General features: G+C 72.5%; 22 protein-coding genes. 11 read left to right on the forward strand and 11 right to left on the reverse strand.

The genetic code is table 11. The annotated features are described in order from the left end of the window. On the forward strand, positions 1-1,378 hold a 1,378-nt coding region (locus tag ACFOY6_RS20375; protein ID WP_379652086.1), incomplete at its 5' end, for a YcjF family protein. Between the two features lie 122 nt (positions 1,379-1,500). On the opposite strand, the gene ACFOY6_RS20380 is transcribed toward ACFOY6_RS20375, so the two are convergent. Continuing rightward, a complete protein-coding gene (locus ACFOY6_RS20380) occupies positions 1,501-1,755 on the reverse strand; it encodes a hypothetical protein (RefSeq protein ID WP_109514926.1) in 255 nt (84 codons plus the stop codon). 113 nt (positions 1,756-1,868) lie between these two features. Then, positions 1,869-2,699 carry a sulfite exporter TauE/SafE family protein gene (locus ACFOY6_RS20385; RefSeq protein ID WP_379652087.1) on the reverse strand — a complete coding sequence of 277 codons (831 nt, stop codon included), beginning with the start codon at positions 2,697-2,699 and terminating at the stop codon, positions 1,869-1,871. A gap of 32 nt (positions 2,700-2,731) precedes the next feature. Between ACFOY6_RS20385 and ACFOY6_RS20390 the strand changes: the two genes are divergently transcribed. Then, a complete protein-coding gene (locus ACFOY6_RS20390) occupies positions 2,732-3,550 on the forward strand; it encodes a sulfite exporter TauE/SafE family protein (RefSeq protein ID WP_379652088.1) in 819 nt (272 codons plus the stop codon). After that, positions 3,547-4,272 carry a cysteate racemase gene (gene cuyB, locus ACFOY6_RS20395; RefSeq protein WP_379635149.1) on the forward strand — a complete coding sequence of 242 codons (726 nt, stop codon included), beginning with the start codon at positions 3,547-3,549 and terminating at the stop codon, positions 4,270-4,272. Before ACFOY6_RS20390 ends, cuyB begins: the two co-directional genes overlap by 4 nt. A 92-nt stretch (positions 4,273-4,364) precedes the next feature. On the opposite strand, the gene ACFOY6_RS20400 is transcribed toward cuyB, so the two are convergent. Next, on the reverse strand, positions 4,365-4,883 hold the full coding sequence (locus ACFOY6_RS20400; protein WP_379652089.1) for an ankyrin repeat domain-containing protein: 519 nt from the start codon (positions 4,881-4,883) through the stop codon (positions 4,365-4,367). A 115-nt stretch (positions 4,884-4,998) separates the two neighbouring features. On the opposite strand from ACFOY6_RS20400, the gene ACFOY6_RS20405 reads away from it, so the two are divergent. Continuing rightward, the gene (locus tag ACFOY6_RS20405; protein ID WP_245906010.1) at positions 4,999-5,745 is read left to right on the forward strand and encodes a gamma-glutamyl-gamma-aminobutyrate hydrolase family protein; all 747 of its coding nucleotides are present in this window, start codon (positions 4,999-5,001) and stop codon (positions 5,743-5,745) included. Next, a complete protein-coding gene (gene ggt / locus ACFOY6_RS20410; protein ID WP_379652090.1) occupies positions 5,742-7,442 on the forward strand; it encodes a gamma-glutamyltransferase in 1,701 nt (566 codons plus the stop codon). The genes ACFOY6_RS20405 and ggt overlap by 4 nt, the downstream gene beginning before the upstream one ends. Positions 7,443-7,513: 71 nt before the next feature. On the opposite strand, the gene ACFOY6_RS20415 is transcribed toward ggt, so the two are convergent. The 3 genes from ACFOY6_RS20415 to ACFOY6_RS20425 all read right to left on the reverse strand — a co-directional run bounded on the left by ACFOY6_RS20415 (position 7,514) and on the right by ACFOY6_RS20425 (position 10,056). Then, positions 7,514-7,753, reverse strand: a complete 240-nt coding sequence (locus ACFOY6_RS20415) for a hypothetical protein (protein ID WP_109514920.1) — start codon at positions 7,751-7,753, stop codon at positions 7,514-7,516. 199 nt (positions 7,754-7,952) lie between these two features. Further along, positions 7,953-9,026, reverse strand: a complete 1,074-nt coding sequence (locus ACFOY6_RS20420) for a tartrate dehydrogenase (protein WP_109514919.1) — start codon at positions 9,024-9,026, stop codon at positions 7,953-7,955. Positions 9,027-9,108: 82 nt separating this feature from the next. Continuing rightward, on the reverse strand, positions 9,109-10,056 hold the full coding sequence (locus tag ACFOY6_RS20425) for an ELM1/GtrOC1 family putative glycosyltransferase (protein WP_379652091.1): 948 nt from the start codon (positions 10,054-10,056) through the stop codon (positions 9,109-9,111). Between the two features lie 88 nt (positions 10,057-10,144). On the opposite strand from ACFOY6_RS20425, the gene ACFOY6_RS20430 reads away from it, so the two are divergent. Continuing rightward, the gene (locus tag ACFOY6_RS20430; RefSeq protein WP_109514917.1) at positions 10,145-10,855 is read left to right on the forward strand and encodes an orotate phosphoribosyltransferase; all 711 of its coding nucleotides are present in this window, start codon (positions 10,145-10,147) and stop codon (positions 10,853-10,855) included. A 164-nt stretch (positions 10,856-11,019) separates the two neighbouring features. Further along, positions 11,020-11,874, forward strand: a complete 855-nt coding sequence (locus tag ACFOY6_RS20435) for a class II glutamine amidotransferase (protein ID WP_379652092.1) — start codon at positions 11,020-11,022, stop codon at positions 11,872-11,874. 37 nt (positions 11,875-11,911) lie between these two features. Here the strand turns inward: ACFOY6_RS20435 and ACFOY6_RS20440 are convergent, their stop codons facing one another. The 3 genes from ACFOY6_RS20440 to ACFOY6_RS20450 are packed head-to-tail and all read right to left on the reverse strand — an operon-like array spanning position 11,912 to position 15,370. Next, the gene (locus ACFOY6_RS20440) at positions 11,912-12,733 is read right to left on the reverse strand and encodes an ABC transporter permease (protein ID WP_379635158.1); all 822 of its coding nucleotides are present in this window, start codon (positions 12,731-12,733) and stop codon (positions 11,912-11,914) included. After that, the gene (locus ACFOY6_RS20445; RefSeq protein WP_379652093.1) at positions 12,730-13,665 is read right to left on the reverse strand and encodes an ABC transporter permease; all 936 of its coding nucleotides are present in this window, start codon (positions 13,663-13,665) and stop codon (positions 12,730-12,732) included. The genes ACFOY6_RS20440 and ACFOY6_RS20445 overlap by 4 nt, the downstream gene beginning before the upstream one ends. Positions 13,666-13,675: 10 nt before the next feature. After that, positions 13,676-15,370 carry a peptide ABC transporter substrate-binding protein gene (locus ACFOY6_RS20450; protein WP_379652094.1) on the reverse strand — a complete coding sequence of 565 codons (1,695 nt, stop codon included), beginning with the start codon at positions 15,368-15,370 and terminating at the stop codon, positions 13,676-13,678. Positions 15,371-15,529: 159 nt separating this feature from the next. Between ACFOY6_RS20450 and ACFOY6_RS20455 the strand changes: the two genes are divergently transcribed. Next, on the forward strand, positions 15,530-15,943 hold the full coding sequence (locus ACFOY6_RS20455) for a DUF4345 domain-containing protein (RefSeq protein ID WP_379635164.1): 414 nt from the start codon (positions 15,530-15,532) through the stop codon (positions 15,941-15,943). Positions 15,944-16,077: 134 nt separating this feature from the next. Here the strand turns inward: ACFOY6_RS20455 and ACFOY6_RS20460 are convergent, their stop codons facing one another. Then, positions 16,078-16,749 carry an IclR family transcriptional regulator gene (locus ACFOY6_RS20460; RefSeq protein WP_379652095.1) on the reverse strand — a complete coding sequence of 224 codons (672 nt, stop codon included), beginning with the start codon at positions 16,747-16,749 and terminating at the stop codon, positions 16,078-16,080. A gap of 62 nt (positions 16,750-16,811) precedes the next feature. On the opposite strand from ACFOY6_RS20460, the gene ACFOY6_RS20465 reads away from it, so the two are divergent. From ACFOY6_RS20465 to ACFOY6_RS20475, 3 genes are read left to right on the forward strand one after another with little or no spacing between them, the layout of a single operon-like run. Then, on the forward strand, positions 16,812-18,005 hold the full coding sequence (locus tag ACFOY6_RS20465) for a CaiB/BaiF CoA transferase family protein (RefSeq protein ID WP_379652096.1): 1,194 nt from the start codon (positions 16,812-16,814) through the stop codon (positions 18,003-18,005). After that, the gene (locus ACFOY6_RS20470) at positions 18,002-18,943 is read left to right on the forward strand and encodes a hydroxymethylglutaryl-CoA lyase (protein WP_379652097.1); all 942 of its coding nucleotides are present in this window, start codon (positions 18,002-18,004) and stop codon (positions 18,941-18,943) included. The genes ACFOY6_RS20465 and ACFOY6_RS20470 overlap by 4 nt, the downstream gene beginning before the upstream one ends. A 44-nt stretch (positions 18,944-18,987) precedes the next feature. Further along, positions 18,988-19,728, forward strand: a complete 741-nt coding sequence (locus ACFOY6_RS20475; RefSeq protein WP_379652098.1) for a tetratricopeptide repeat protein — start codon at positions 18,988-18,990, stop codon at positions 19,726-19,728. Positions 19,729-19,834: 106 nt separating this feature from the next. On the opposite strand, the gene ACFOY6_RS20480 is transcribed toward ACFOY6_RS20475, so the two are convergent. Continuing rightward, a partial coding sequence (locus ACFOY6_RS20480; protein WP_379652099.1) for an amino acid ABC transporter ATP-binding/permease protein occupies positions 19,835-20,967 on the reverse strand: 1,133 nt, incomplete at its 5' end.

A 20,967-nucleotide genomic window follows, 5' to 3' on the forward strand; every position in this document is an offset into this window, starting at 1 on the left:
GGGCGCCGGCCTCGCCACCGCCGCGCTGCGCGGCGCCGACCAGGCGGTGCCGCAGCGCGCCAGCCTGCCGGCGCTGGAGGCGCAGGTGATCGCGGCGCTGGGGCCGCTGCCGGAGCTGGAGCCGCTGGCCGCATTGGCGCTGGCCGTGGCCCGGCTGCGCCAGCCGCGCCTCGCCCGCGCCGCTCAGGTGCGCATGGCGCCCGAAGCCCCCATCTTGGAAGCCCGGCCCGATGCCGGGAAGGAGGGCACCCTGGTCACCGACGTTTTCCAGAGCATCACCGGGCTGATCGGCAACAACCCGTTCTTCGCGGAATTCCAGAAGCAGGCGGAGGAGGAGAAGCGGCGCATGGGGCGTGTGAACATCCTGGTGGCCGGCAAGACCGGCGCCGGCAAGAGCACGCTGGTGAACGCCGTGTTCGGCGAGGCGGTGGCCCGCACCGGCATGGGCCGCCCCGTGACGCAGGACATCGCCTGGTACGAGCCGCCCAACCTGCCGGTGCGCCTGTGCGACACCAAGGGGCTGGAGATGGAAGGCTTCCAGGCCACGCTGGCGGCGCTGGAGGGCGAGATCGAGCGCGCCAATGCCAGCGGGCAGTTCGACCAGCGCATCCACATCCTCTGGCTCTGCATCAGCGAGCCGGGCACGCGGGTGGAGGAAGGCGAGCGCGCCGTGGCGCGGCTCTGCGCCCGGCACGGCATCCCGGCGGTGGTGATCCTGACCAAGGCGATCGGCCCGCGCGCCTTCCAGGACACGGTGAAGCAGGAGATCCCGGAGGCGCGGCAGATCGTCCGCGTGCTGGCCGAGCCGTGGGACGACCGCCCGCCCTTCGGCCTCGACGAGCTGATCCGCGTCACCGAGGCGGTGCTGCCGGAGGCGCGGCAGGCCGCCTTCATCGCGGCGCAGCGGGTGGATGTGGAGCGCAAGCGCAAGCGGGCGCTGAAGATCGCGGCCGGTGCCGCGGCCTCCGCCGCCGGTGCCGCCGCCGTGCCGATCCCGGTGGCGGATGCGGCGGGCGTCTTCGCGGTGAATGCCGGCATGATCGCCGCCATCGCCACCGCCATGGGCGTCTCGCTGGACCGCGACAGCATGCTGGCGCTGGCCGCCAGCCTGGCGGGCGCCCTGGCCACCTCGGCCGGCGGGCGGATGATCGCCGGGCAGGTGCTGAAGTTCATCCCCGGCATCGGCAGCCTGGCGGGCGGCGCCATCACGGCGGCTGTGGCCGGCAGCACCACCTATGGCCTGGGCTACGGCTTCACCGAGTATCTCTGCCGCTTCCACGCCGCGCGCGGCCACATGCCGGAGGGCGACGAGCTGCGCGAGGGCTTCCGCAAGTTCTGGGAAAGCTGGGGCGAAAAGGAGAAGTCCCCCCACGCCTGATTCCAGGCCGCCCGCTTGTTTCCCATTTTGCTTTCAGTGCGCGCCTCGCCTTGCCAGGAAGGCGGGGCGCCAGCGGGAAAAAGTTTTGGGGCTTTTTCCCAAAAAGAACTTTTCTCTCTGTCTTACAGCTTCTTCGCCCGGTCGAGCAGGGCGTCGAGCTTGGTGCAGGTGGCTGCGGTGACGTTGCCGTCGCCGACGGCGGCGTTCATCTCGGTCATGATGGCGGCGGCGGCCTCGGCCTTGCTCTGCGCCTTGGGGGCCAGGGCCTCGGCGATGGCTGAGGCCTTCAGCATGGCGTCATCGGGGGAGCAGGCGGCGAAGGCGGCGGGGACGAGGGAGAGGGTGATCAGGGCCGTGGCGGCGAGCGTCTTCAGCATGTCGTCTCTCTGTGCGGTGGCGGGCGGGTTGCCCCGCCGGCCTGGAGGCTAACACCGCTCCCCGCGCCTGGAGCGCGGCGCTGAGCCTCATTCTCACGCCGCGCGCGCCTGTGTCAGGTGAGCAGCCCGTAGAACATCCGCGCCGCCGTGATGGCGAGGAACACCGCGAAGGCGCGCTTGAGCGCCAAGGGTGGGATGGTGTGCGCCAGATGCACCCCCCAGGGCGTGGCGAGGATCGAGCTCGGCACGATGAGGGCGAAGCCGATCAGGTTGACGTAGCCCAGCGAGTAGGGCGGCAGGTCCTCCACCCCCCAGCCGCCATAGAGGAAGCCCAGCGTCGCCGGGATCGAGATGATCAGCCCGAACACCGAGGAGGTGGCGACGGCGGAGCGGATCGGCGTGCCGAACATCGACAGGATGGGTACCCCCACCGTGCCGCCGCCGATGCCCATCATGGCCGAGACGGTGCCGATGAAGCCGCCGATGCCCCACAGGCCGGGGCCGCGCGGCGTGATGTCGCGCAGTTTGAAGTCCACGCCCGTGAAGCCCATGTTGAGCGCCACCAGCAGCGCGATGGTGGCGAACACCGCCGAGAGCGCCTCGCCGTGCAGCCAGATGGCGAGCACGGTGCCGAGCACGACGCCGAGGATCATCGACGGCCAGATGGCCTTGAGCAGCCCGGTGTCGATGGCGCCCTTGGCGTGGTGCTTGCGTGCCGAGACGATCGAGGTGGGGATGATGGTGGCGAGGCTGGTGCCGACGGCCAGCTTCATCTGCACCGCCTCGGGGATGCCGAGCAGCGGAAAGACGTTGAACAGCACCGGCACGATGACGATGCCGCCGCCGACGCCGAGCAGCCCGGCCAGGGTGCCGGAGAGCAGGCCGGTGATCGCCATCGCGACGGCGAGACCCGCAAGCCAGAGCGGGTCGGACATATGTTCCATGCAGAGGGGACCTTGGCGGCAGGAAGGCGGGAATGCACCCTGTGCTTACACCCCACTTCCGGCGTCGTCAGCCCGTGCCACCCATCACCGATCTGCTGATCACCGATCCCTGGTTCTATGCGCTGGCCGTGCCGGCGCTGCTGGTCACCGGCATCAGCAAGGGCGGCTTCGCCTCGGGGGGCGGCAACCTCTCGGTGCCGGCCATGGCGCTGCTGCTGCCGGCGCCGCAGGCCGCCGCCATCAGCCTGCCCGTGCTCTGCGCCATGGACATCGCCGGGCTGCGCGCCTGGTGGGGGCGCTGGAGCCGGCGGGAGATGCTGGCCATCCTCCCCGGCGGGCTGCTCGGCATCCTGCTCGGCAGCCTGGCCTTCGGCGCCATGAGCGACCGGATGACCAAGCTGATGGTGGGCGTCATCGCGCTGGCCTTCCTGGCGCGCACGCTGTGGCTCTCCCGCCGCGGCGCGCCACCGGAGGCGGCGGCGCCGAGTCGGTGGCGGGGCGGCTTCTGGTCCACCGTCTCGGGCTTCACCAGCACCATCGCCCATGCCGGCGGGCCGCCGCTGGCCGTCTATCTCTACCCGCTGCGGCTGGAGCGCGCCCGGCTGGCGGCGACGACGGTGGTGTTCTTCGGGGTGGTCAACTACGTCAAGCTGGTGCCCTATGCGCTGCTCGGGCAATTGAGCCCGGGCAACCTGCTCACCAGCCTGGTGCTGCTGCCGCTGGCGCCCCTCGGCGTGCGGCTGGGCGTCTGGCTGCAGGGGCGCATCAGCGACAAGGTGTTCTACCAGTTGATCCACATTCTTTTGGCACTCACCGGCTGCAAGCTGGTGGCGGACGGGCTGGGGCTGTGAGCGGCGCCCCCGTCCTCGGCGTGCCCCCTCTTGGTGTGCTGGGCGGCATGGGACCGCTGGCCAGCGCCCAGTTCATGCTGCGCCTGACGCTGCTGACCCCCGCCACGCGCGACCAGGACCACCTGCCCGCCATCCTCTGGTCCGACCCCCGCGTGCCGGACCGCACGGCGGCGCGCCTCTCGGGGGGCGAGGACCCGCTGCCCTGGCTGGCGCGCGGCATCGCCGGGCTGGAGGCGGCGGGGTGCGGCGCCATCGCCATCCCCTGCAACACCGCCCATGGCTGGTACGAGGGGATGGTTGCGGCCACCGGCCTGCCCATCCTGCACATCGTCGACGCCGCGGCCGAGGAGCTGGCGCGGCAGGGCGTGGCGGGCGGCCCCATCGGCGTGATGGGCACAGCCGGCACGCTGGCCATGCGGCTCTACCAGGAGCGGCTGGAAGGGCGCGGCTATGACTGCCTCATCCCCACCGAGGCCGAGATGGAGTCGCTCGTCTCCCCCGGCATCGCGCTGGTGAAGGCCAACCGCGTGGCCGAGGCCTATCCGCCGCTGGCCGAGGCGGCCGCCAACCTCAAGGCGCGCGGCGCGCGGGCGGTGGTGCTGGGCTGCACCGAGATCCCGCTCGGCATCCTGGCGGGGCCTCACGCCGAGATCGGGGTGCCGCTCATCGACACCATCGACGCGCTGGCCCTCGCGGCGCTGCGCTGGGCGAAGAAGATCTGAGCCAGGAACCTTCTTTTTCTGAAGAAAAAGAAGCAAAAAGACTTTTCGAGTTGGGCGCTGCGCCATTCATCCGCGCAGCGCCGAACCCACGGTTACCCTTTCAGCATCGCCGCCGTGTCCGCCGCCCCCATGGCCATCGCCGCCTGCGCGGCGGTGTTGCCCATCGCGTCCCGCGCCGCAGGGTTGGCGCCGGCGGCCAGGAGCTGCCGCACGATCTCCACGCGGTTGAACATCGCCGCCGTCATCAGCGCGGTGCGGCCATCGGGGCCGCTGCCATCCACCGCCGCGCCATGCTCCAGCAGCACCGCCACCACATCCGCCGCCCCCTTGAAGGCGGCGCCGGCCAGCGGCGTCTGGCCCCGGTCGTTGACGATCCCGGGGTCCGCGCCATGCTCCAGCAGCACCCGCACCGCCTCGGCATGGCCGTGATAGGCGGCCAGCATCAGCAGCGTATCGCCCTTGTCGTTCCGCAGGTTGGGCGGCAGGCCCTGGCGCAGGAATCCGCCCAGCGCCTCCGCCTGGCCGGCACGGGCGCAGCCGAACACATGCCCGGCGAAGGCGATCACCTCCTCGTCCGGCACGGGCGGCGGGGTGGGGTTGTCCTGGGTCATGGGCTCTGGCTCCTCTGCGGCTGCGGATAAGGGGCGCCCCCGCCCCCTGGACAACCCCGCCCCACGGCGCGAGCCTGCCCGCACCACGTTCAGACGCCGCCGGAGCCGCCCCGCCTTGCCCTCCTCCTCCCGCCGCCCCTGGGTGGGCGTGCCCGCCTGCCACCGCGACCTCGGCGGCCATTGGCAGCACGCCACCCCCTCCCGCTACATGCTGGCCCTCGCCGAGGGTGCCGGCGCACGCCCCGTGCTGATCCCGCCGCTGGCCGGCAGCCTCGACGTGGAGGGCTTCCTGGACCGGCTGGACGGGCTCCTCATCCCCGGCTCGCCGAGCAATGTGCAGCCCGCCCTCTATGGCGGCGCCCCGCCGCCCGAGGGCGAGCTGGAGGACCCGGCGCGCGATGCCACCGCCCTGCCCCTGATCCGCGCCGCCATCGCGCGCGGGATGCCGGTGCTGGCCATCTGCCGCGGGCTGCAGGAGATGAACGTGGCCTTCGGCGGCACGCTGCACGGCCGGCTGCACCTGCTGCCGGGGCGCGACGACCACCGCGGCCAGGGCACGACGCCCGAGGAACGCTACCGCCACCGTCACGCCGTCAGCGCCGAGGGGCTGCTGCGCGCCGTGACCGGACAGAAGGAGATCCGCGTGAATTCCGTGCACATGCAGGGCATCGACCGTGTCGCCCCCGGTCTCGCCGTGGAGGCGCTCGCGCCGGACGGCACGGTGGAGGCGCTGCGCCCCGAAGCCGCCACCGGCTTCCAGCTCGCCGTGCAGTGGCACCCGGAGTGGCGCTTTCAGGAGGACGCGCCGAGCACCGCCCTGTTCCGCGCCTTTGGCGCCGCCTGCGCGGGGGTGGCGCCATGAGCGGCTGGCAGGCCCGTGCCGGCAGCCCCTTCGCGCGCGAGAAGCAGCCGGCGCTGGCGAGCAAGGGGATGGTGGTGACCAACCACCCCGTCGCCTCCGCGGCGGGGGCGGAGATGCTGCTTTCGGGCGGCAACGCCATCGACGCCGCCATCGCCGCGCTGTTCACCCTGACGGTGGTGGAGCCGATGATGGTCGGCACCCTCGGCGGCGGCGTGGCCCATATCCGCCTGGCCGATGGGCGGCATGTGGTGCTGGACGGCCTCTCCACCGCCCCCGCCGCCGCACGGCCGGACATGTACCGCCCCGTCTCCGACACCCTGCCGGACTACCAGGAGACGGAAGGGCTGGAGAACAAGGTGGGCGTGCTGGCCATGGGCGTGCCCGGCGCGCTGGCCGGCTGGTGCCAGGCGCTGGCCGCGCATGGCACCCTGCCGCTGGAGGAGGTGCTGCGCCCGGCCATCCGCGCCGCCGCCGAGGGCTTCCGCGTCACCGCCTACCTCACCGGCGCCATCGCCGACGCGGCGGCGGACCTGGCGCGCGACCCTGGCCTCGCCGCTACCTTCCTGCCCGATGGCGCGCCGCCGGCGCCAGGGACGCTGCTGCGCCAGCCGGTGCTGGCGGAGTCGCTGCGGCTGATCGCGCAGGAAGGCCCCGCCGCCCTCTATGGCGGCGAGCTGGGCCGGGCGCTGGCCGCGCACATGGCGGCCAGCGGCGGGCTGATCACCCTCGCCGACCTGGAGGCCTACCGCGTGGCGGAGCGCGCGCCGATCGTCGGCCACTACCGCGGCTACGAGGTGCTGGCGCCGCCGCCCCCCTCCTCCGCCGGCGTGCATGTGACGCAGATGCTGAACCTGCTGGAGGGCTACGACCTCGCTGCCCTCGGCTCCGGCAGCGCGGCGACCATCCACCTGCTGGCCGAGGCGCTGAAGATGGGCTTCGCCGACCGCGGCGCCGCCACCGCCGACCCGGCCTTCGTCAAGGTGCCGGTGGAACTGCTCACCAGCAAGGACTACGCCGCCAGCCGCCGCGCCCTGCTGCGCGAGGATGCGGCGCAGGACTGGACCCCCGGCATCCCGCCCGGCGAGATCCTCGCCGAATCGGCCAACACCACCCATGTCACGGTGGCGGATTCGGCCGGCAACATCGTCGCCTCCACCCAGACCATCAACAGCCTGTTCGGGGCCCGCTTCTCGATCCCCGGCACCGGGCTGATCGCCAACAACTACATGTACAATTTCGACCCGCATCCGGGCCGCGCGCTCTCCGTGGCGCCGGGCAAGCGGGTCTTCACCTCGATGGCGCCCACCATCGTGCGGAAGGACGGCAAGCCGGCCTTCGCGCTCGGCCTGCCGGGGGGCCTGCGCATCTTCGGCTCGGCCATGCAGGCGGTGATCAACCTGATCGACCACGGCATGGAGTTGCAGGACGCGGTGGAGGCGCCGCGCATCTGGACCCAGGGCCACGTGCTGGAGCTGGAGCCCACCGTCTCGGCGGAGGTGGAGGCGAAGCTCACCGCCCTCGGCCACCGGGTGCAGCGCGTGAAGCATATCGGCGGCGGCATGGGCGCGGTGCGCTTCCGCGCGGACGGCATGATCGAGGGCGCCGCCTGCTGGCGGGCGGATGGCACGCCGGTCGGCCTCTCCGGCGGGCTGGCGCGGCCGGATGTGCGCTTCAACCCGGACGTGGCGCAGCGCTGAAGCGCCCGCCCCGCCCATAAAAAAAGCCGCCCGGCGACGGGCGGCTTCCTCTCACCCGCGCGGGTGCCGCCTCAGGGGCAGTCGCAGCCATCGGTGGGGCCGGATTCGCCCCGCACCACATGGTGGTCGATCCATTCGGAGACCAGCCGCCGCGCCTCGTTCACCGAGGCTTCCGGATGGTGAATCCGGTACAGGGCCGTGCAGGCACGGAAGGACGACAGGTCGTCATTCCCCGTCTCCCGCAGCTCGCGATACGCAGTCACCACCGCCCGCTCGCAACGCCGGGTGATGTGGCTGAAATCGATGCCCATCCGCATTACTCCTGCAGTTGCGAGACAAATGAGAATCGCTCGCAACTCATCCCTGGGGAGTTATAGTCTCATCTGAACAGGCGTTCAAGTTTCCTATGCCCGTCCAGGCCCGGTCCGCCGGGTCGGCACCGCCCCTTTGTCGGGGTCCGGCGCCGATCCGGCAAGCGTGGCCGATGACGGCCGGCCACGCCCCGTGGCGTCAGCCGCCGGCCGCGACGGCCTGGGCCAGGGCGCGGCCCACATCCTCGGTGCCGGCCTGGCCGCCCAGGTCGCGCGTGCGCGGCCCGCCTTCGGCCAGCAGCTTCTCGATGCAGCGCAGGATGGCGTCCGCCGCCTCCTTCTCGCCCAGGTGCTCCAGCATCATCGCGCCGGACCAGATCTGGCCGATCGGGTTGCAGATGAACTTGCCGGCGATGTCCGGCGCCGAGCCGTGCACCGGCTCGAACATCGAGGGATGCGCCTTCTCGGGGTTGATGTTGGCCGAGGGCGCGATGCCGATGGAGCCCGCCACCGCCGGGCCGAGATCCGAGAGGATGTCGCCGAACAGGTTGGAGCCCACCACCACGTCGAACCAGTCCGGGTGCTGCACGAAGTGGGCGCAGAGGATGTCGATGTGGAACTGGTCGGTGGTGATGCCGGGATAGGACTTGGCCATCTCGGCGAAGCGCTCGTCCCAGTAGGGCATGGTGAAGGTGATGCCGTTGGACTTGGTGGCGCTCGTCAGCTTCTTGCGCGGCCGCGTCTGCGCCAGCTCGAAGGCGTATTTCAGCACCCGGTCCACGCCATGGCGGGTGAACACGCTCTCCTGGCTGACGAACTCGCGCGGCGTGCCCTCGAACATGCGGCCGCCGGAGGAGGAATACTCGCCCTCGGTGTTCTCGCGCACCACGTAGAAGTCGATATCGGCCGGGCCGCGATTGGCCAGCGGGGTCTTGGTGCCGGGCATCAGCTTGCAGGGGCGCAGGCTGATATACTGGTCGAAGCCGCGGCGGATCGGGATCAGCAGGCCCCACAGCGAGACATGGTCCGGCACCCCCGGCCAGCCCACGGCGCCGAGGAAGATGCTGTCGCTCTCGCCGAGCCGCTCCAGCCCGTCCTCCGGCATCATGCGGCCGGTGTTCTTGTAGGTCTCGCAGGACCAGTCGTAGTGGTCGAGCTTGAGGTCGAAGCCGAAGCGCCGCGCCGCGGCATCCAGCACGCGCAGCCCCTCGGGCACGGTCTCCTTGCCGATGCCATCCCCAGGGACGACGGCGATGCGATAGGATCGGGACATGGGCGCGTTCTTCTCCGGTGTCGTGTCGACTGCCGACACAGTGCCGCCACCGCCGCGGCCCGGCAAGACGCCCTCCCCCGGCTCAGAGCCAGCCGCGCAGCCGGATCGTCGCCGCGACGCGCGCCACCTCGTCGAGCGGCGCGCGGGCGAAGGGCGCAGCCTCGGGCGTGAACGGGTGGGCCTGGCCGGCCTCGTAGAGGCTGCGCCACAGCCGCCGGTGGCGCGGCGCCTCCGTGGTCTCGGCGATGAGGAGGGGCGCGGCGGTGGCCAGCGCCTCGCTCAGCATGGAGACCGAGTCGCCCGTCGCCACGATGATGTCGGCCCAGGCGAGGAAGCCGGCATAGGGGTTGGGGCCGGTGCTCCCCCAGCCATGCAGGCGGTGCGGCGTGCCGGCCAGGCCCGCCGCCACCGCCAGGGTCGCCGCCGTGCCGCTGCGCCGGCTGGTAGTGGCCAGCACGCTGCCGCCGAGGCCCGCCGCCTGCTGCGCCAGCCCGGCCGCCAGCGCCGGCTCCAGCCCCTCCCCCCGCGCCGCGCTGCCCAGCAGCAGCGCGACGCGCGGCGCCGGCAGGGCCGCCAGGGCGGCCCACTCCGCCCGCGCCTCCGCCAGCCGGCGCGGGCTCATCCGGTGGCAGGCGCCGAGGATGGGCAGGATGTTGGGCGCCTCCGCCGGCGCGTCGTGCCGGCCGATCACCAGCAGGTCGAACCCCGCCGCGCCGAAGCCCGGGCGCATGGCGTGCACGGTGCGCGCGCCCAGCCGCGCCAGCCAGCGCGCCGCCGCCGCCGAGCGCCGCCTGGCCGAGAGCACCAGCCGTGGCCAATGCGGCGTGCCCTGGGGCGGCCGGATACCCGCCCGCGCCGCGCCGGTCAGCCCCGCGAGCGTGGGCACCGGCCAGGGCAGCCGCGCCAGCGGGCCCCATTCCAGCGGAATCACGCGGAAGGGCGCGTCCAGCCGCTCGGCGATGCCCAGCGCCTGCGCCGCCGTGCCGGCGCGCGGATCGGCCAGCACCCACACCGGGCGCGCATCCGTCATGAACGCCACTCTGTCATGGACGCCACTCTGTCATGGACGCACCGGGCGCCCGGCGTTACGAACCGCCGTAAAAGGAGAAGCCCCTGCCATGCCCTCGACCCACGCCTCCGACTGGGACCGCGACGCCGCGCTCACCACCGCCCGCATCCTGCTGGAGATCAAGGCCGTCAACTTCCGGCCCGAGGAGCCCTACACCTTCACCAGCGGCTGGAAGAGCCCCGTCTACATCGACTGCCGCAAGATCATCTCCTTCCCCCGCGCGCGCAACCGCATCTGCGACCTGGCGGTGGAGAAGATCGGCCGCCACATCGGCTACGAGACGATCGAGGCGGTGACCGGCGGCGAGACGGCCGGCATCCCCTACGCCGCCTGGATCGCCGACCGGATGATGGCGCCGATGTCCTATGTCCGGAAGAAGCCCAAGGGCTTCGGCCGCAACGCGCAGATCGAGGGCGACGTGCCCGAGGGCAAGCGCACCCTGCTGGTCGAGGACCTGACGACGGACGGCGCCAGCAAGATCCGCTTCGCCCAGGCGCTGCGCGACGCGGGCGCCATCTGCAACGACACCTTCGTGGTGTTCTTCTACGGCGTGTTCCCGGGCGGCCAGGAGCGGCTGAAGGAGATCAACCTCAACCTGCTGCACCTCGCCACCTGGTGGGACGTGCTGGAGGTGTGCCGCGAGCGCCCCTACTTTGCCGAGGGCGCGCTGAAGGAGGTCCGCAAGTTCCTGGAGGACCCCACCGGCTGGTCCAAGGCGCATGGCGGCGTCGGCAGCGTCGAGGAAGCCAAGCTCGCCTGAGGACGCGGGGAGCCGGGCGGCGGGGACCGCCCGGCCCCGGCGTGTCCCTGCGGCGACGGTGGCGCCGAATCCTGCGCCCGCGCCCCGGCCATGGCCACGCCACCGTTGCGGCAGAGGGGTTCCGGAAGGAATGATGACACTTTCCTGACCGGACCCCGCCGCCGATGTGCCGCTTCCTCGCCTATCTGGGCGAACCCATCTTCCTCTCGGATCTCGTCTGCGCCCCGCGCCATTCGCTGATCCACCAGTCGATGCACGCCGACGAGGGCAAGACCGCCACCAATGGCGACGGCTTCGGCCTTGGCTGGTATGGCGAGCGGGAGGAGCCGGGCCTCTACCGCGAGATCCGCCCCGCCTGGTCGGATGAGAACCTTCGCTCGCTCTGCGCCCAGGTGCGCTCGCGCCTGTTCTTCGCGCATGTACGCGCCTCCACCGGCACCTCCACCACGCGCGCCAACTGCCACCCCTTCAGCCACGGGCGGCAGCTCTTCATGCACAACGGGCAGGTGGGAGACTACCTCCGCATCAAGCGGCGCATCGAGGCGCTGATCCCGGATTCGCTCTACGCCCACCGCCAGGGCACGGGTGACACGGAGGCGCTGTTCCTCGCCGCCCTGGCGGACGGGCTGGCAGAGGCGCCGGCCCCGGCCCTCTCCCGCACCCTCGGCCGCGTGCTGGGGATGATGCGGGAGGCCGGCATCCGCGCGCCGCTGCGCTTCGCCGCCGCGCACAGCGATGGCGAGACCCTCACCTGCTTCCGCTGGTCCTCCGACGCGCACCCGCCCACCCTCTACTGGCGCGAGGGCTGCGGCGGGGTGATGGTGGTCTCGGAGCCGGTGGACGAGCGCGGCGCCGGCTGGCAGCCCATACCGCCCAACCATGTGCTGGTGGCGCGGCGGGGAGAAGCGGTGGCGCTCCGGCCCTTCGCGGTGACAGCTTCTTCTTTTTCTGAAGAAAAAGAAGCAAAAAGACTTTTCGAGTTTGGCGATGCGCTCTCGGCTGGCGCACCGCCAAACTGACAAAAGTTTTTTGGTTCTTTTTTCCAAAAAAGAACCTTTACTTCCTTGCCACCCCATCCGCCACCAGCGCACAGGCCGCCACCGCCAGCAGGATGGCCAGCCCCGGCCACACGGCGGCGAGCGGCGCGGCGAACACCGCCTCCTGCGCATTGGCCAGCATGTTGCCCCAGGAGGGCACGGGCGGCTGGATGCCGAGGCCGAGGAAGCTCAGCACGCTCTCGGCCAGGATGGCGCCGGCCACGGCGAGCGCGCTCGCCACCGCCACCGGGGCCGCGAGGCCGGGCAGCACGTGCCGCCACAGCACGCCCGCCTCCGTCACGCCCAGCGCGCGGGCGGCACGCACATAGTCGCTCGCCAGCAGGGTGAGCGCCGTGGCCCGCGCCAGCCGCGCCACCCCCACCCAGCCGAACAGCACCAGGATGGCGGTGATGCGCAGCATATCGGTGGCAAGCGCCCCGCGCGGCATGCCGAGCGCCGCCGGGTCCACCGCCGCCAGCAGCACCAGGATGGGCAGGGCCGGCAGAGCCAGCAGCCCGTCGGCCAGGCGCATCAGCGCCGCATCCACCCAGCCGCCGCGCCAGGCGGCCAGCAGCCCGAGGGCGGTGCCCAGCACCGCCGCCGCCAGCGCCGCCGCCACCCCGACGCCGAGCGACACCCGCGCCCCGTAGAGCAGCCGCAGCAGCAGGTCCCGCCCCAGTTCGTCCGCCCCGAGCGGGTACTGGGCGGAAGGCGGCGCGTAGCGGGCGAAGAGGTCGGGCGCGAAGGCATCGCGCCCCATCCAGCCTTCCAGCAGAGGGGCGGCCAGGGCGGCGAGTGCCAGCAACGCCAGCAAAGCGAGGCCGAGGCGGAGGCGCGTCATCGTTCCTCGATCCGCGGGTCGAGCCAGCGCTGCGCGAGGTCGGCGGCCAGCGTCGCCAGCATCGTCACCAGCGCCACCAGCAGCAGGGCCAGCAGGGCGAGGTTGTAGTCGTTGCCCATCACCGCATCGTAGAGCAGCTTGCCCATGCCGGGGCGGGCGAAGACCGTCTCCGTCACCAGCGCGCCGGAGACGAGGGCGCCGGCATCCAGCGCCAGCAGGGTCAGCAGCGGCACGGCGGCGTTGGGCAGGGCATGGCGCCACAGGATGCGCCCCTCCCCCGCCCCGCGCGCCCGGGCGCTGGTGATGAAGGGCCGCCCCAGCTCGGCCGAGAGGGCGGCAGCGGCGTGGCGCGCATAGGCGGCCATCTGCCCGAAGGCGATGGTGGCCACCGGCAGCACCAGGAAGGGCCAGCCCGCCTCGCCCGGCTGCGGCGCGCCCCCCGCCGGCAGCCAGCCCAGCCCGACGGCGAACAGGATGACGAGCAGGATGCCCAGCCAGAAGCCTGGCATGGCCTGGCCCAGCAGCGCCACGGCATCGACGAAGGGCGCTGTTCGCGGCCGCAGCGCGGCGAGGCCACCGAGCGCCACCCCCGCCAGCGCCGCCAGCCCCACCGCGCTACCCACCAGCACCAGGGTGGAGCGGAGCGCGGGCCACAGCACATCGGCCACCGGCTGGGCGTAGAGGCGGGAATAGCCCAGCTCGCCGCGCAGCAGCGCGCCGGCCCAGGCGAGGTACCGGGCGATCAGCGGCTGGTCCAGCCCGTGCAGGGCGCGCAGCCGGGCGGCATCCTCCGCCGTCAGCCGCGGGTCCGAGACCAGGGCGAGCGAGGCCGGGTCCCCCGGCATCAGCCCGATGGCGAACCACGCCGCCAGCGAGAGCAGCACCAGGGTCAGCGCGATCTGCGGCAGGCGCCGCAGGGCCAAGCTCAGCATGAGGCGAGGCTCACCGCACCCGCCATTCGCTCACCCAGAGGGAGGAATAGTTCTGGTGGCCGGTGGGGCGCACCCCCTCCAGCCAGCGCGGCCAGACATGCGCGTCCGAGCGGTGCCAGAGCGGCAGGGCCGGCAGGTCGGTGGCGATGCGGCGCTGCAATTCGGACCACAGCGGGCGGCGCGCCTCCGGCTCCAGCGTAACGGGGATTTCCTCGATCAGCCGGTCCACGTCCGCGTCGCGGTAGCCGGTGTAGTTCTGGCCGGACCAGTTGCGCTCGGGGCGCGGGATCTCGTCGGAATGGAAGGTGCTGCGCGGCACGTTCTCAGGGCTGCTGATCCAGGCGAAGAGCGCCAGCCCGCCGAAGCGCCGCTTGCTCACCGTCTCGCCGAAGAAGATGCGCGGCGGCTCGTTGCGGATGCGCGCCTCGATGCCCACGGCCTTCCACATGCCGGCCAGGATCTGCTGCACCTGCTCCCGCGACCGGTTGCCGGCTGTGGTCATGAATTCGAGCGAGAGACGCTCGCCGGCGGCGTTGCGGCGGATGCCGTCCGCGCCCGGGCGCCAGCCGGCCTCGTCCAGCAGGGCGGCGGCGCGGGCGGGGTCGAAGGGGTATTTCGGCAGGCCGGGATCATACATCCGGTCGCGCGGATGGACGCCGCCATCGGCCACGGGCTGGCGCCCCTCATAGAGCCGCTCGACGATCTGCTTGCGGTCGGCGGCCAGCAGCAGAGCCTGGCGCACGCGCCGGTCGGCGAGGATCGGGTTGTCCAGGTTGAGGTCGATATGCTCGTAGGTCAGGCCGGGGGTGAAGGCGAAGTGGAAGCGCTCGCCCGTGCGCTTCCGCAAGGCCAGCGCCTGCTCCAGCGGCAGGCCCAGCTCCCCCGCGATCATGTCGAGCTGCCCGGCGAGGAGCTGTGCCTCCAGCGCGGCGGTGTTTTCCACCGTGCGGATGGCGATGCGGTCGAAGGCCGGGCGCGCGCCCGCCCAATGGGCGTTGCGCTCCAGCGTGACGCCGGCGCCGGGCTGCACGGCACCGATGCGGTAGGGGCCGTTCCAGAGGCCAGGGTTGGTGGTCTCGGTGTCGTAGGCGGTGCGGTTGCGGTAGCCCTGGCGGTCCGCCTCCCAGCGCGGCCGTTCGATGCGCGCCGGCAGCGGCTGGAAGTCGCCGAGCGCGGCGAAGTCGTAGGTCACCTTGTCCAGCCGCAGCGTGACGGTGCGCGCATCCTCGACGATCAACTCATAGGCCGAGCGGTAGAACTCGGCGGGGCCGAAGCCGGTCTCGAAGGCGCGCCCCGCCTCCCAGGCGAAGCGGAGATCCTCGGCGCTGACGGGCGTGCCGTCGGCCCATGCCTCTCCTTCGCGCAGGCGGTAGGTCAGGCGCAGGCCGGGCTTGCCGTCGGGCGTCGTCTCCCGCACCGCATCGCCATTCTCGAGGCTCGGCAGCCGCTCGCAGGCGAGGCAGGTGAGTGCCCAGTCGGCATCGTAGGCGGTGACGGGGCGGCGGACGAAGCCCAGGATGTAGGCCTTGGCCGCCATGTTCTCGATGTTGGGGTGGAAGGTGCCGGGATACTGGTTGATGCCGATGGTCAGTTGCGGCCGCGTGGCGGGCGGGCCGGCGGGCACCTGCGCCTGGGCCGGCGCCACGGCCAGGGGCGCGGCCAGCGCCGCCAGGGTCATCAGGATGCCACGCCCGCCATCGCCCATCCGGCCACTCCCGCTTCGTCTCGCCGCGCGGCAACCGGGGACGGCGCCGCTGCCTTCTGCCTAGAGCATGATCGGCCGGGGTGGAATCACTGAAAGCGTGACTCGTGCGGCACGCCCACCCCTGCCTCCCCCAACCCCGGCCCGGAACCGCAAGCCTCCATGACCTCCCGCCATCACCGTATGCTGTTGCGCGCCGCCGTGGCGCTGGGCGGCGTGGTGCCCGTCACCGCCGGCCTCACCGGGCTACTCTTCGGGCTCGACATGCTCCCGGCCTCGGAGGCGCCGCCCATGCTGCGCGCCGTGGCGCTGGACAGCCACTACCGCTACCTCTCCGGCCTGCTGCTCGGCATCGGGCTGGGCTTCTGGAGCACGCTCTCACGCATCGAGGAGCAGGGCCCGCGCTTCCGGCTGCTGACCGTCATCGTGGTGCTGGGCGGGCTCGGCCGGTTGCTGGGCCTGGCGGTGCAGGGCACGCCGCCCGGCGCCATGCTGTTCGGCCTCGGCATGGAACTGGTGGTGACGCCGCTGCTCTGCCTCTGGCAATGGAGCGTCGCGCGTATGGAACGGGAGTGATTTCAGGTATCTTCTTTTTCTGAAGAAAAAGAAGCAAAAAGACTTTTCGAGTCTGGCCGCACGCTCCCGACCAGCGCACCGCCAAGCTGATAAAAGTTTTTTGGTTCTTTTTTCCAAAAAAGAACCCTTCTCTTTCACCCGCCCAGCAACGCCGTCAGCCCCGCCGCCTCGCGCCGCACCGCCTCCTCCAGCGGCGCGCGGTAGCGGGCCTCGCACAGCCGTGTCGCGGTGCCGGAGAGGCAGAGCGCGCCGAGCAGCAGCCCCTGGCTGCCACGCACCGGCGCGGCGATCGCCGCCAGCTCCGGGTCCCGCTCGCCGATGGTGACGGAAAGCCCTTCCGCCGCGCCGCTCAGCACATGGCCGGCGGCGCCGCGGTAGAGCGGCAGCAGCGTGCCGGGCGGGAGCTGGTCCCGCACCGCGTGCCGGCCTTCCTCGCGCAGCAGGCAGAGCCGCGCCTCGCCCTCGCGGATGTAGAAGCTGGCACTCTCCCCCGTCTCCGCCACCAGCCGGCGCAGCACCGGCGGCACCGTCTCGCGCAGCAGGGCGGTGCCGCCCTCGGCGCGCAGCCCGAGCGCCACCAGCGCCGGGCCCAGCCGCCAGCGTGCCTCCGGCCCCGGCCGCACCAGCATCCGCGCCCGCTCCAGCGAGGCGATCAGCCGCAGCAGCGTGCTCTTGTAGAGGCCGGTGCGGCGCGAGAGCTCGGCCAGGGTCAGCCCCGCATCGCCTGGCTCGAAGGCGAAGAGGATGGACAGGGCGCGATCCACCGCGCCCACCCCCTCGGCGGGCGCATCCGGCTTGACCGGCATGCGGGGCTTCTCCATGCTTACAGACAGAACGCCATTCTGTCTGACGGAACGAAGCCGTGTCAATGAACACCCTCCCCCTGGCTGGCCTGCGGGTGCTGGATTTCGGCCACACCGTGATGGGCCCCACCTGCGGCGTCGTGCTGGCCGACCTCGGCGCCGAGGTCATCCGCATCGAGCCGCCGGAGGGCGACCGGACGCGGCGGCTGGGCGGCTTCGGTACCGGCTTCTTCGGCACCTACAACCGCAACAAGGCGAGCCTGGCGCTGGACCTGAAGGACAAGCGCGGCAAGGCGGTGCTGGAGCGCCTCGTCCCCACCGCGGACGTGCTGGTGGAGAACTTCGCCCCCGGCACGATGGAGCGGCTGGGGCTGGGGTGGGAGCATCTCCGCACCCTCAATCCGCGCCTGGTCTATTGCGCGCTGAAGGGCTACCTGCCCGGCCCCTACGAGGACCTGCCGGCGCTGGACGAGGTGGTGCAGATGCAGGGCGGCCTCGCCCACATGACCGGCCTGCCCGGCCGCCCGCTGCGCGCCGGCACCTCGGTGGTGGACATCATGGGCGGCGTGTTCGGCGTCGTCGGCATCCTGGCCGCGCTGCGGCAGCGCGAAGCGACGGGCGAAGGGCAGAAGGTGCAGGCCGCGCTGTTCGAGAGCGTCGCCTTCATGGTGGGGCAGCACATGGCGGCGGGCGCCATCGCCGGCAGCCGCGTGCCGCCGATGACGGCGCGGCGCATCACCTGGGCCATCTACGACGTCTTCACCGCCGCCGATGGGCAGGTTTTCGTCGGTGTCACCAGCGACCAGCACTGGCAGCGCCTCTGCGCGCAGTTCGGGCTGGAGGCGCTGGGCGCCGACCCGTCGCTGGCCACCAACGGCCAGCGCGTCGCCGCCCGCGACCGCATCATGCCGGAACTCGAAAGAATATTCGGCGCGATGACGGTGGCGGAGGTGCTGGAGCGCTGCCGGGCCGCCCGCATTCCCTGCGCCCCCGTCGCCCACCCGGAAGACCTGTTCGATGACCCGCACCTCGCCGCCAGCGGCATCATGGGCGAGACGGCGCTCTCCGACACGTTGCGCGCCGCCCTGCCGATGACGCCGCTGCGCTTCGAGACCGCCGGCATCACCCTGCGGCAGCAGCCGCCACGCATCGGCGAAGGGGGGGCGGCGGTGCTGGTGGGGCTCGGCCTTTCGGAGGAGGAGATCGCCACGCTGCGCGGCGCGGGCGTGCTGACGCTGCCGGAGGAGAACGCCGCATGAGCCTGCCCCCCCGCATCGAGATCCGCGAGGAAGGCCCGCGCGAGGGCTTCCAGTTCGAGAAGGGCGAGATCCCGACCGACCGCAAGGTGGCGCTGATCCAGGCCCTGGCCGGGACCGGGCTGAAGCGCATCCAGACCGTCTCCTTCGTCGATCCGCGCCGGGTGCCGGGCATGGCCGATGCGGAGGCCGTCTGCCAGGCGCTGCGGCCGCCGCCGGGCGTCGCCTTCGGCGCGCTGTGGCTGAACGCCAAGGGCTTCCTGCGCGCCCTGGTGGCGCCGAACCTGACCATCGACGGCAGCGTCTCCGTCTCCGCCTCCGAGGTGTTCGGCAAGCGCAACCAGAACCGCGACCGCGAGCAGGACCTCGCCGCCGCCGCCGCGCTGATGGCGCTCTACGCCGAGAACAACATCCCCTTCGCCCGCGCCACGGTGATGGCCGCCTTCGGCTGCAACTTCCAGGGCGAGGTGCCGGTGAGCGCGGTGACCGACCGCATCGCCGCCATCCTGGCGCTGGCGGGGGGCGTGGGGCTGCCGCCGCCCGTCATCTCGCTGGCCGACACCATGGCCTGGGCCACGCCGAGGCGCATCGCCGCCGTGGTCGGCGCGGTGCGGGAGAAGTGGCCGGAGCTGGAGATCTCCCTGCACCTGCACGACACGCGCGGCATGGCCATGGTCAATGCCTGGGAGGGGATGCGCCTCGGCGTGGCGCGCTTCGATGCCGCCATCGCCGGGCTGGGCGGCTGCCCCTTCGCGAAGCATGCCGGGGCGGCAGGCAACATCTGCACCGAGGACCTGGCGCTGCTCTGCGCCGAATCCGGCATCGAGACAGGGCTGGACCTGGAGAAGCTGATCGAGGCCGGGCGGCTGGCGGAGGATGTCGTCGGCCACCCGCTGCCGGGCCGGGTGAAGCAGGGCGGGATGCTGCGCGCCCTGGCCTGACACAGTCAGTTGCGAGGCGCTCGCAACAACGCTAGAGGGCGGGCATGTCCATCCCGCTCTCCGCAGTGCGCGAGGCCAGCGCCGAACAGCTCGAGGCCGCCTTCAACGGGCCACCGGAGGAGGCCGCGCGCTGGATCGCCGCCGCCGCCCGTGCCGGCATGCTGGAGGCGCAGATCCTCTACGGGCAGATCCTGCTCGAAGGCCGCGGCTTGGCGGAGGACCGGCATGCCGCCCTCGGCTGGTTCCAGGCCGCCGCCCGTGCCGGCAGCCTGAAGGGCCTCACCATGGTCGGACGCTGCCACGAGCTGGGCTGGGGCACGCCGGTCGACCGGCCGCGCGCCACGGCGCTCTACCGGGAGGCGGCGGAGAAAGGCTTCGACTGGGCGCAGTACAACCTCGCCAGCCTGATGGCGCAGGAAGGCGACCGCGCCGGGGCGCTCGCCTGGTATCGCCGCGCCGCCGCGCAGGAGCACGCCAAGGCGATGACCGTTCTCGGCCGCTTCCTGGAGGAAGGCTGGGAGACGCCGCGCGACCCCGCCGCCGCCCGCGCCCTCTACGCCCGCGCCGCCGCCCTGGGCGATTTCCGCGCGCAGTTCAACCTGGGCACGCTGGCCACTGCGGCGGGCGACATTCCTGCCGCGCTGCGCTGGTTCGAGGCCGCCGCCGCGCAGGGCTCACCGGGCTTCCTCGGCAAGATGGCGATGATGCTGCTGGCGCGGCCGGAAGCGGAGTTGCGGGCGCTGGGGTTGAGAATTGAGAAGTCGGTAAAAAGGGGTTCTTTTTGAAAAAAGAACCAAAAACTTTCTGTCAGTTTGGCGGAGCGCCTACGGCAAGCACTCCGCCAAACTGAAAAAGTCTTTTTGCTTCTTTTTCTTCAGAAAAAGAAGACGATCACCCCATCGCCGGCAGCGCGCGGCCACCGACGAGGCGCAGGATGCGCGTCGGCCGCTCCACCCCCATCAGCCGGTGCGCGATGAGGATGACGCTGCGGCCCTCCGTGGCGCTCTCCAGCGTCTCCAGGAAGGCGCGCTCGGCGGTGGGGTCCAGCCCGGCGCCAGGCTCGTCGAGGATCAGGATGTCGGCCGGGGCCAGCAGGGCGCGGGCCAGGGCGAGCCGCCGCCCCTGCCCTCCCGAGAAGCGCGCGCCGCCCTCGCCGCAGCGCGTCTCCAGCCCCTCGGGGAGGGCGCGCACCACATCGGCCACGCCGGCGCGCTCCAGCGCCCGCCATAGCGCCGCGTCATCCGCCTCCGGCGCGGCGAGGCGGAGATTGGCGGCGATGCTGTCATCGAACAGCCGGGCATCCTGCGTCAGGCAGGCGATGCGGGCACGCACCGTATCGGCGGAGAGGGTGGCGATGTCGGTGCCGCCGAGCAGCAGGCGGCCCTCCTGCGGCGCCGCCAGCTTCAGCAGCAGCGAGGCCAGGGTGGACTTGCCGGCGCCGGAAGGGCCGAGCAGCGCCAGCCGCCCGCCTTCCGGCAGGTCGAAGGAAAGGTCCTCGAAAACCGGCGCGCGGTCTGGCGCCCAGGCGAAACGGACGCCCTCGGCACGCAGCGCGTGGCCGCTCGGGGCCTCGGCGGGGTGTTCCGGCTCGGCCACGGGGGGCGGCGTATCGGCGGCCTCGAAAAGCCGGTGGGCGCTGGCGCCGGCGGCGGCGAGCGCGGTGCCGGCGCGCGGCAGGGCGGCGAGAACCTCGCCCGCCGCCAGCGCCAGGAACAGGCCGATGATGGTGGCGCCCACCGCGCCGGGGCCACCCGCCAGGCCATAGCCCAGCGCGCCGAGCAGCGCCGCCTGGGCCAGCAGGCTGCCCGTGGCGCCGCCCCAGGCGGAACGGCGGGAGAGCCGGTCCTGCGTGGCGGCCAGGGCGCGGCCGGCCTCGTCGAGCCGGGCGGCGTCGCGCGGCTCGGCATTGGCGGCCAGCGTGTCCTCCAGCCCCGGCAGCGGGTCCACCGCGCCGGCGCGCAGTCCGCCCTGGGCCTCGGCCACGTGGCCGGCGGCGCGGGCGGCGCCTGGGGCCAGCAGCGGCG

Source organism: Teichococcus aestuarii (assembly GCF_042651065.1).
In the GTDB taxonomy this organism is placed as follows: Bacteria; Pseudomonadota; Alphaproteobacteria; order Acetobacterales; family Acetobacteraceae; genus Pseudoroseomonas; species Pseudoroseomonas aestuarii.

Bases quoted from the DNA above. Each gene is read 5' to 3' on its own strand.
- ACFOY6_RS20380 (WP_109514926.1), bottom strand. From the start codon at position 1,755: ATGCTGAAGACGCTCGCCGCCACGGCCCTGATCACCCTCTCCCTCGTC.
- ACFOY6_RS20385 (WP_379652087.1), bottom strand. From the start codon at position 2,699: ATGGAACATATGTCCGACCCGCTCTGGCTTGCGGGTCTCGCCGTCGCG.
- ACFOY6_RS20390 (WP_379652088.1), top strand. From the start codon at position 2,732: ATGCACCCTGTGCTTACACCCCACTTCCGGCGTCGTCAGCCCGTGCCA.
- ACFOY6_RS20400 (WP_379652089.1), bottom strand. From the start codon at position 4,883: ATGACCCAGGACAACCCCACCCCGCCGCCCGTGCCGGACGAGGAGGTG.
- ggt (WP_379652090.1), top strand. From the start codon at position 5,742: ATGAGCGGCTGGCAGGCCCGTGCCGGCAGCCCCTTCGCGCGCGAGAAG.
- ACFOY6_RS20415 (WP_109514920.1), bottom strand. From the start codon at position 7,753: ATGGGCATCGATTTCAGCCACATCACCCGGCGTTGCGAGCGGGCGGTG.
- ACFOY6_RS20420 (WP_109514919.1), bottom strand. From the start codon at position 9,026: ATGTCCCGATCCTATCGCATCGCCGTCGTCCCTGGGGATGGCATCGGC.
- ACFOY6_RS20425 (WP_379652091.1), bottom strand. From the start codon at position 10,056: ATGACGGATGCGCGCCCGGTGTGGGTGCTGGCCGATCCGCGCGCCGGC.
- ACFOY6_RS20430 (WP_109514917.1), top strand. From the start codon at position 10,145: ATGCCCTCGACCCACGCCTCCGACTGGGACCGCGACGCCGCGCTCACC.
- ACFOY6_RS20435 (WP_379652092.1), top strand. From the start codon at position 11,020: ATGTGCCGCTTCCTCGCCTATCTGGGCGAACCCATCTTCCTCTCGGAT.
- ACFOY6_RS20440 (WP_379635158.1), bottom strand. From the start codon at position 12,733: ATGACGCGCCTCCGCCTCGGCCTCGCTTTGCTGGCGTTGCTGGCACTC.
- ACFOY6_RS20445 (WP_379652093.1), bottom strand. From the start codon at position 13,665: ATGCTGAGCTTGGCCCTGCGGCGCCTGCCGCAGATCGCGCTGACCCTG.
- ACFOY6_RS20450 (WP_379652094.1), bottom strand. From the start codon at position 15,370: ATGGGCGATGGCGGGCGTGGCATCCTGATGACCCTGGCGGCGCTGGCC.
- ACFOY6_RS20455 (WP_379635164.1), top strand. From the start codon at position 15,530: ATGACCTCCCGCCATCACCGTATGCTGTTGCGCGCCGCCGTGGCGCTG.
- ACFOY6_RS20460 (WP_379652095.1), bottom strand. From the start codon at position 16,749: ATGCCGGTCAAGCCGGATGCGCCCGCCGAGGGGGTGGGCGCGGTGGAT.
- ACFOY6_RS20465 (WP_379652096.1), top strand. From the start codon at position 16,812: ATGAACACCCTCCCCCTGGCTGGCCTGCGGGTGCTGGATTTCGGCCAC.
- ACFOY6_RS20470 (WP_379652097.1), top strand. From the start codon at position 18,002: ATGAGCCTGCCCCCCCGCATCGAGATCCGCGAGGAAGGCCCGCGCGAG.
- ACFOY6_RS20475 (WP_379652098.1), top strand. From the start codon at position 18,988: ATGTCCATCCCGCTCTCCGCAGTGCGCGAGGCCAGCGCCGAACAGCTC.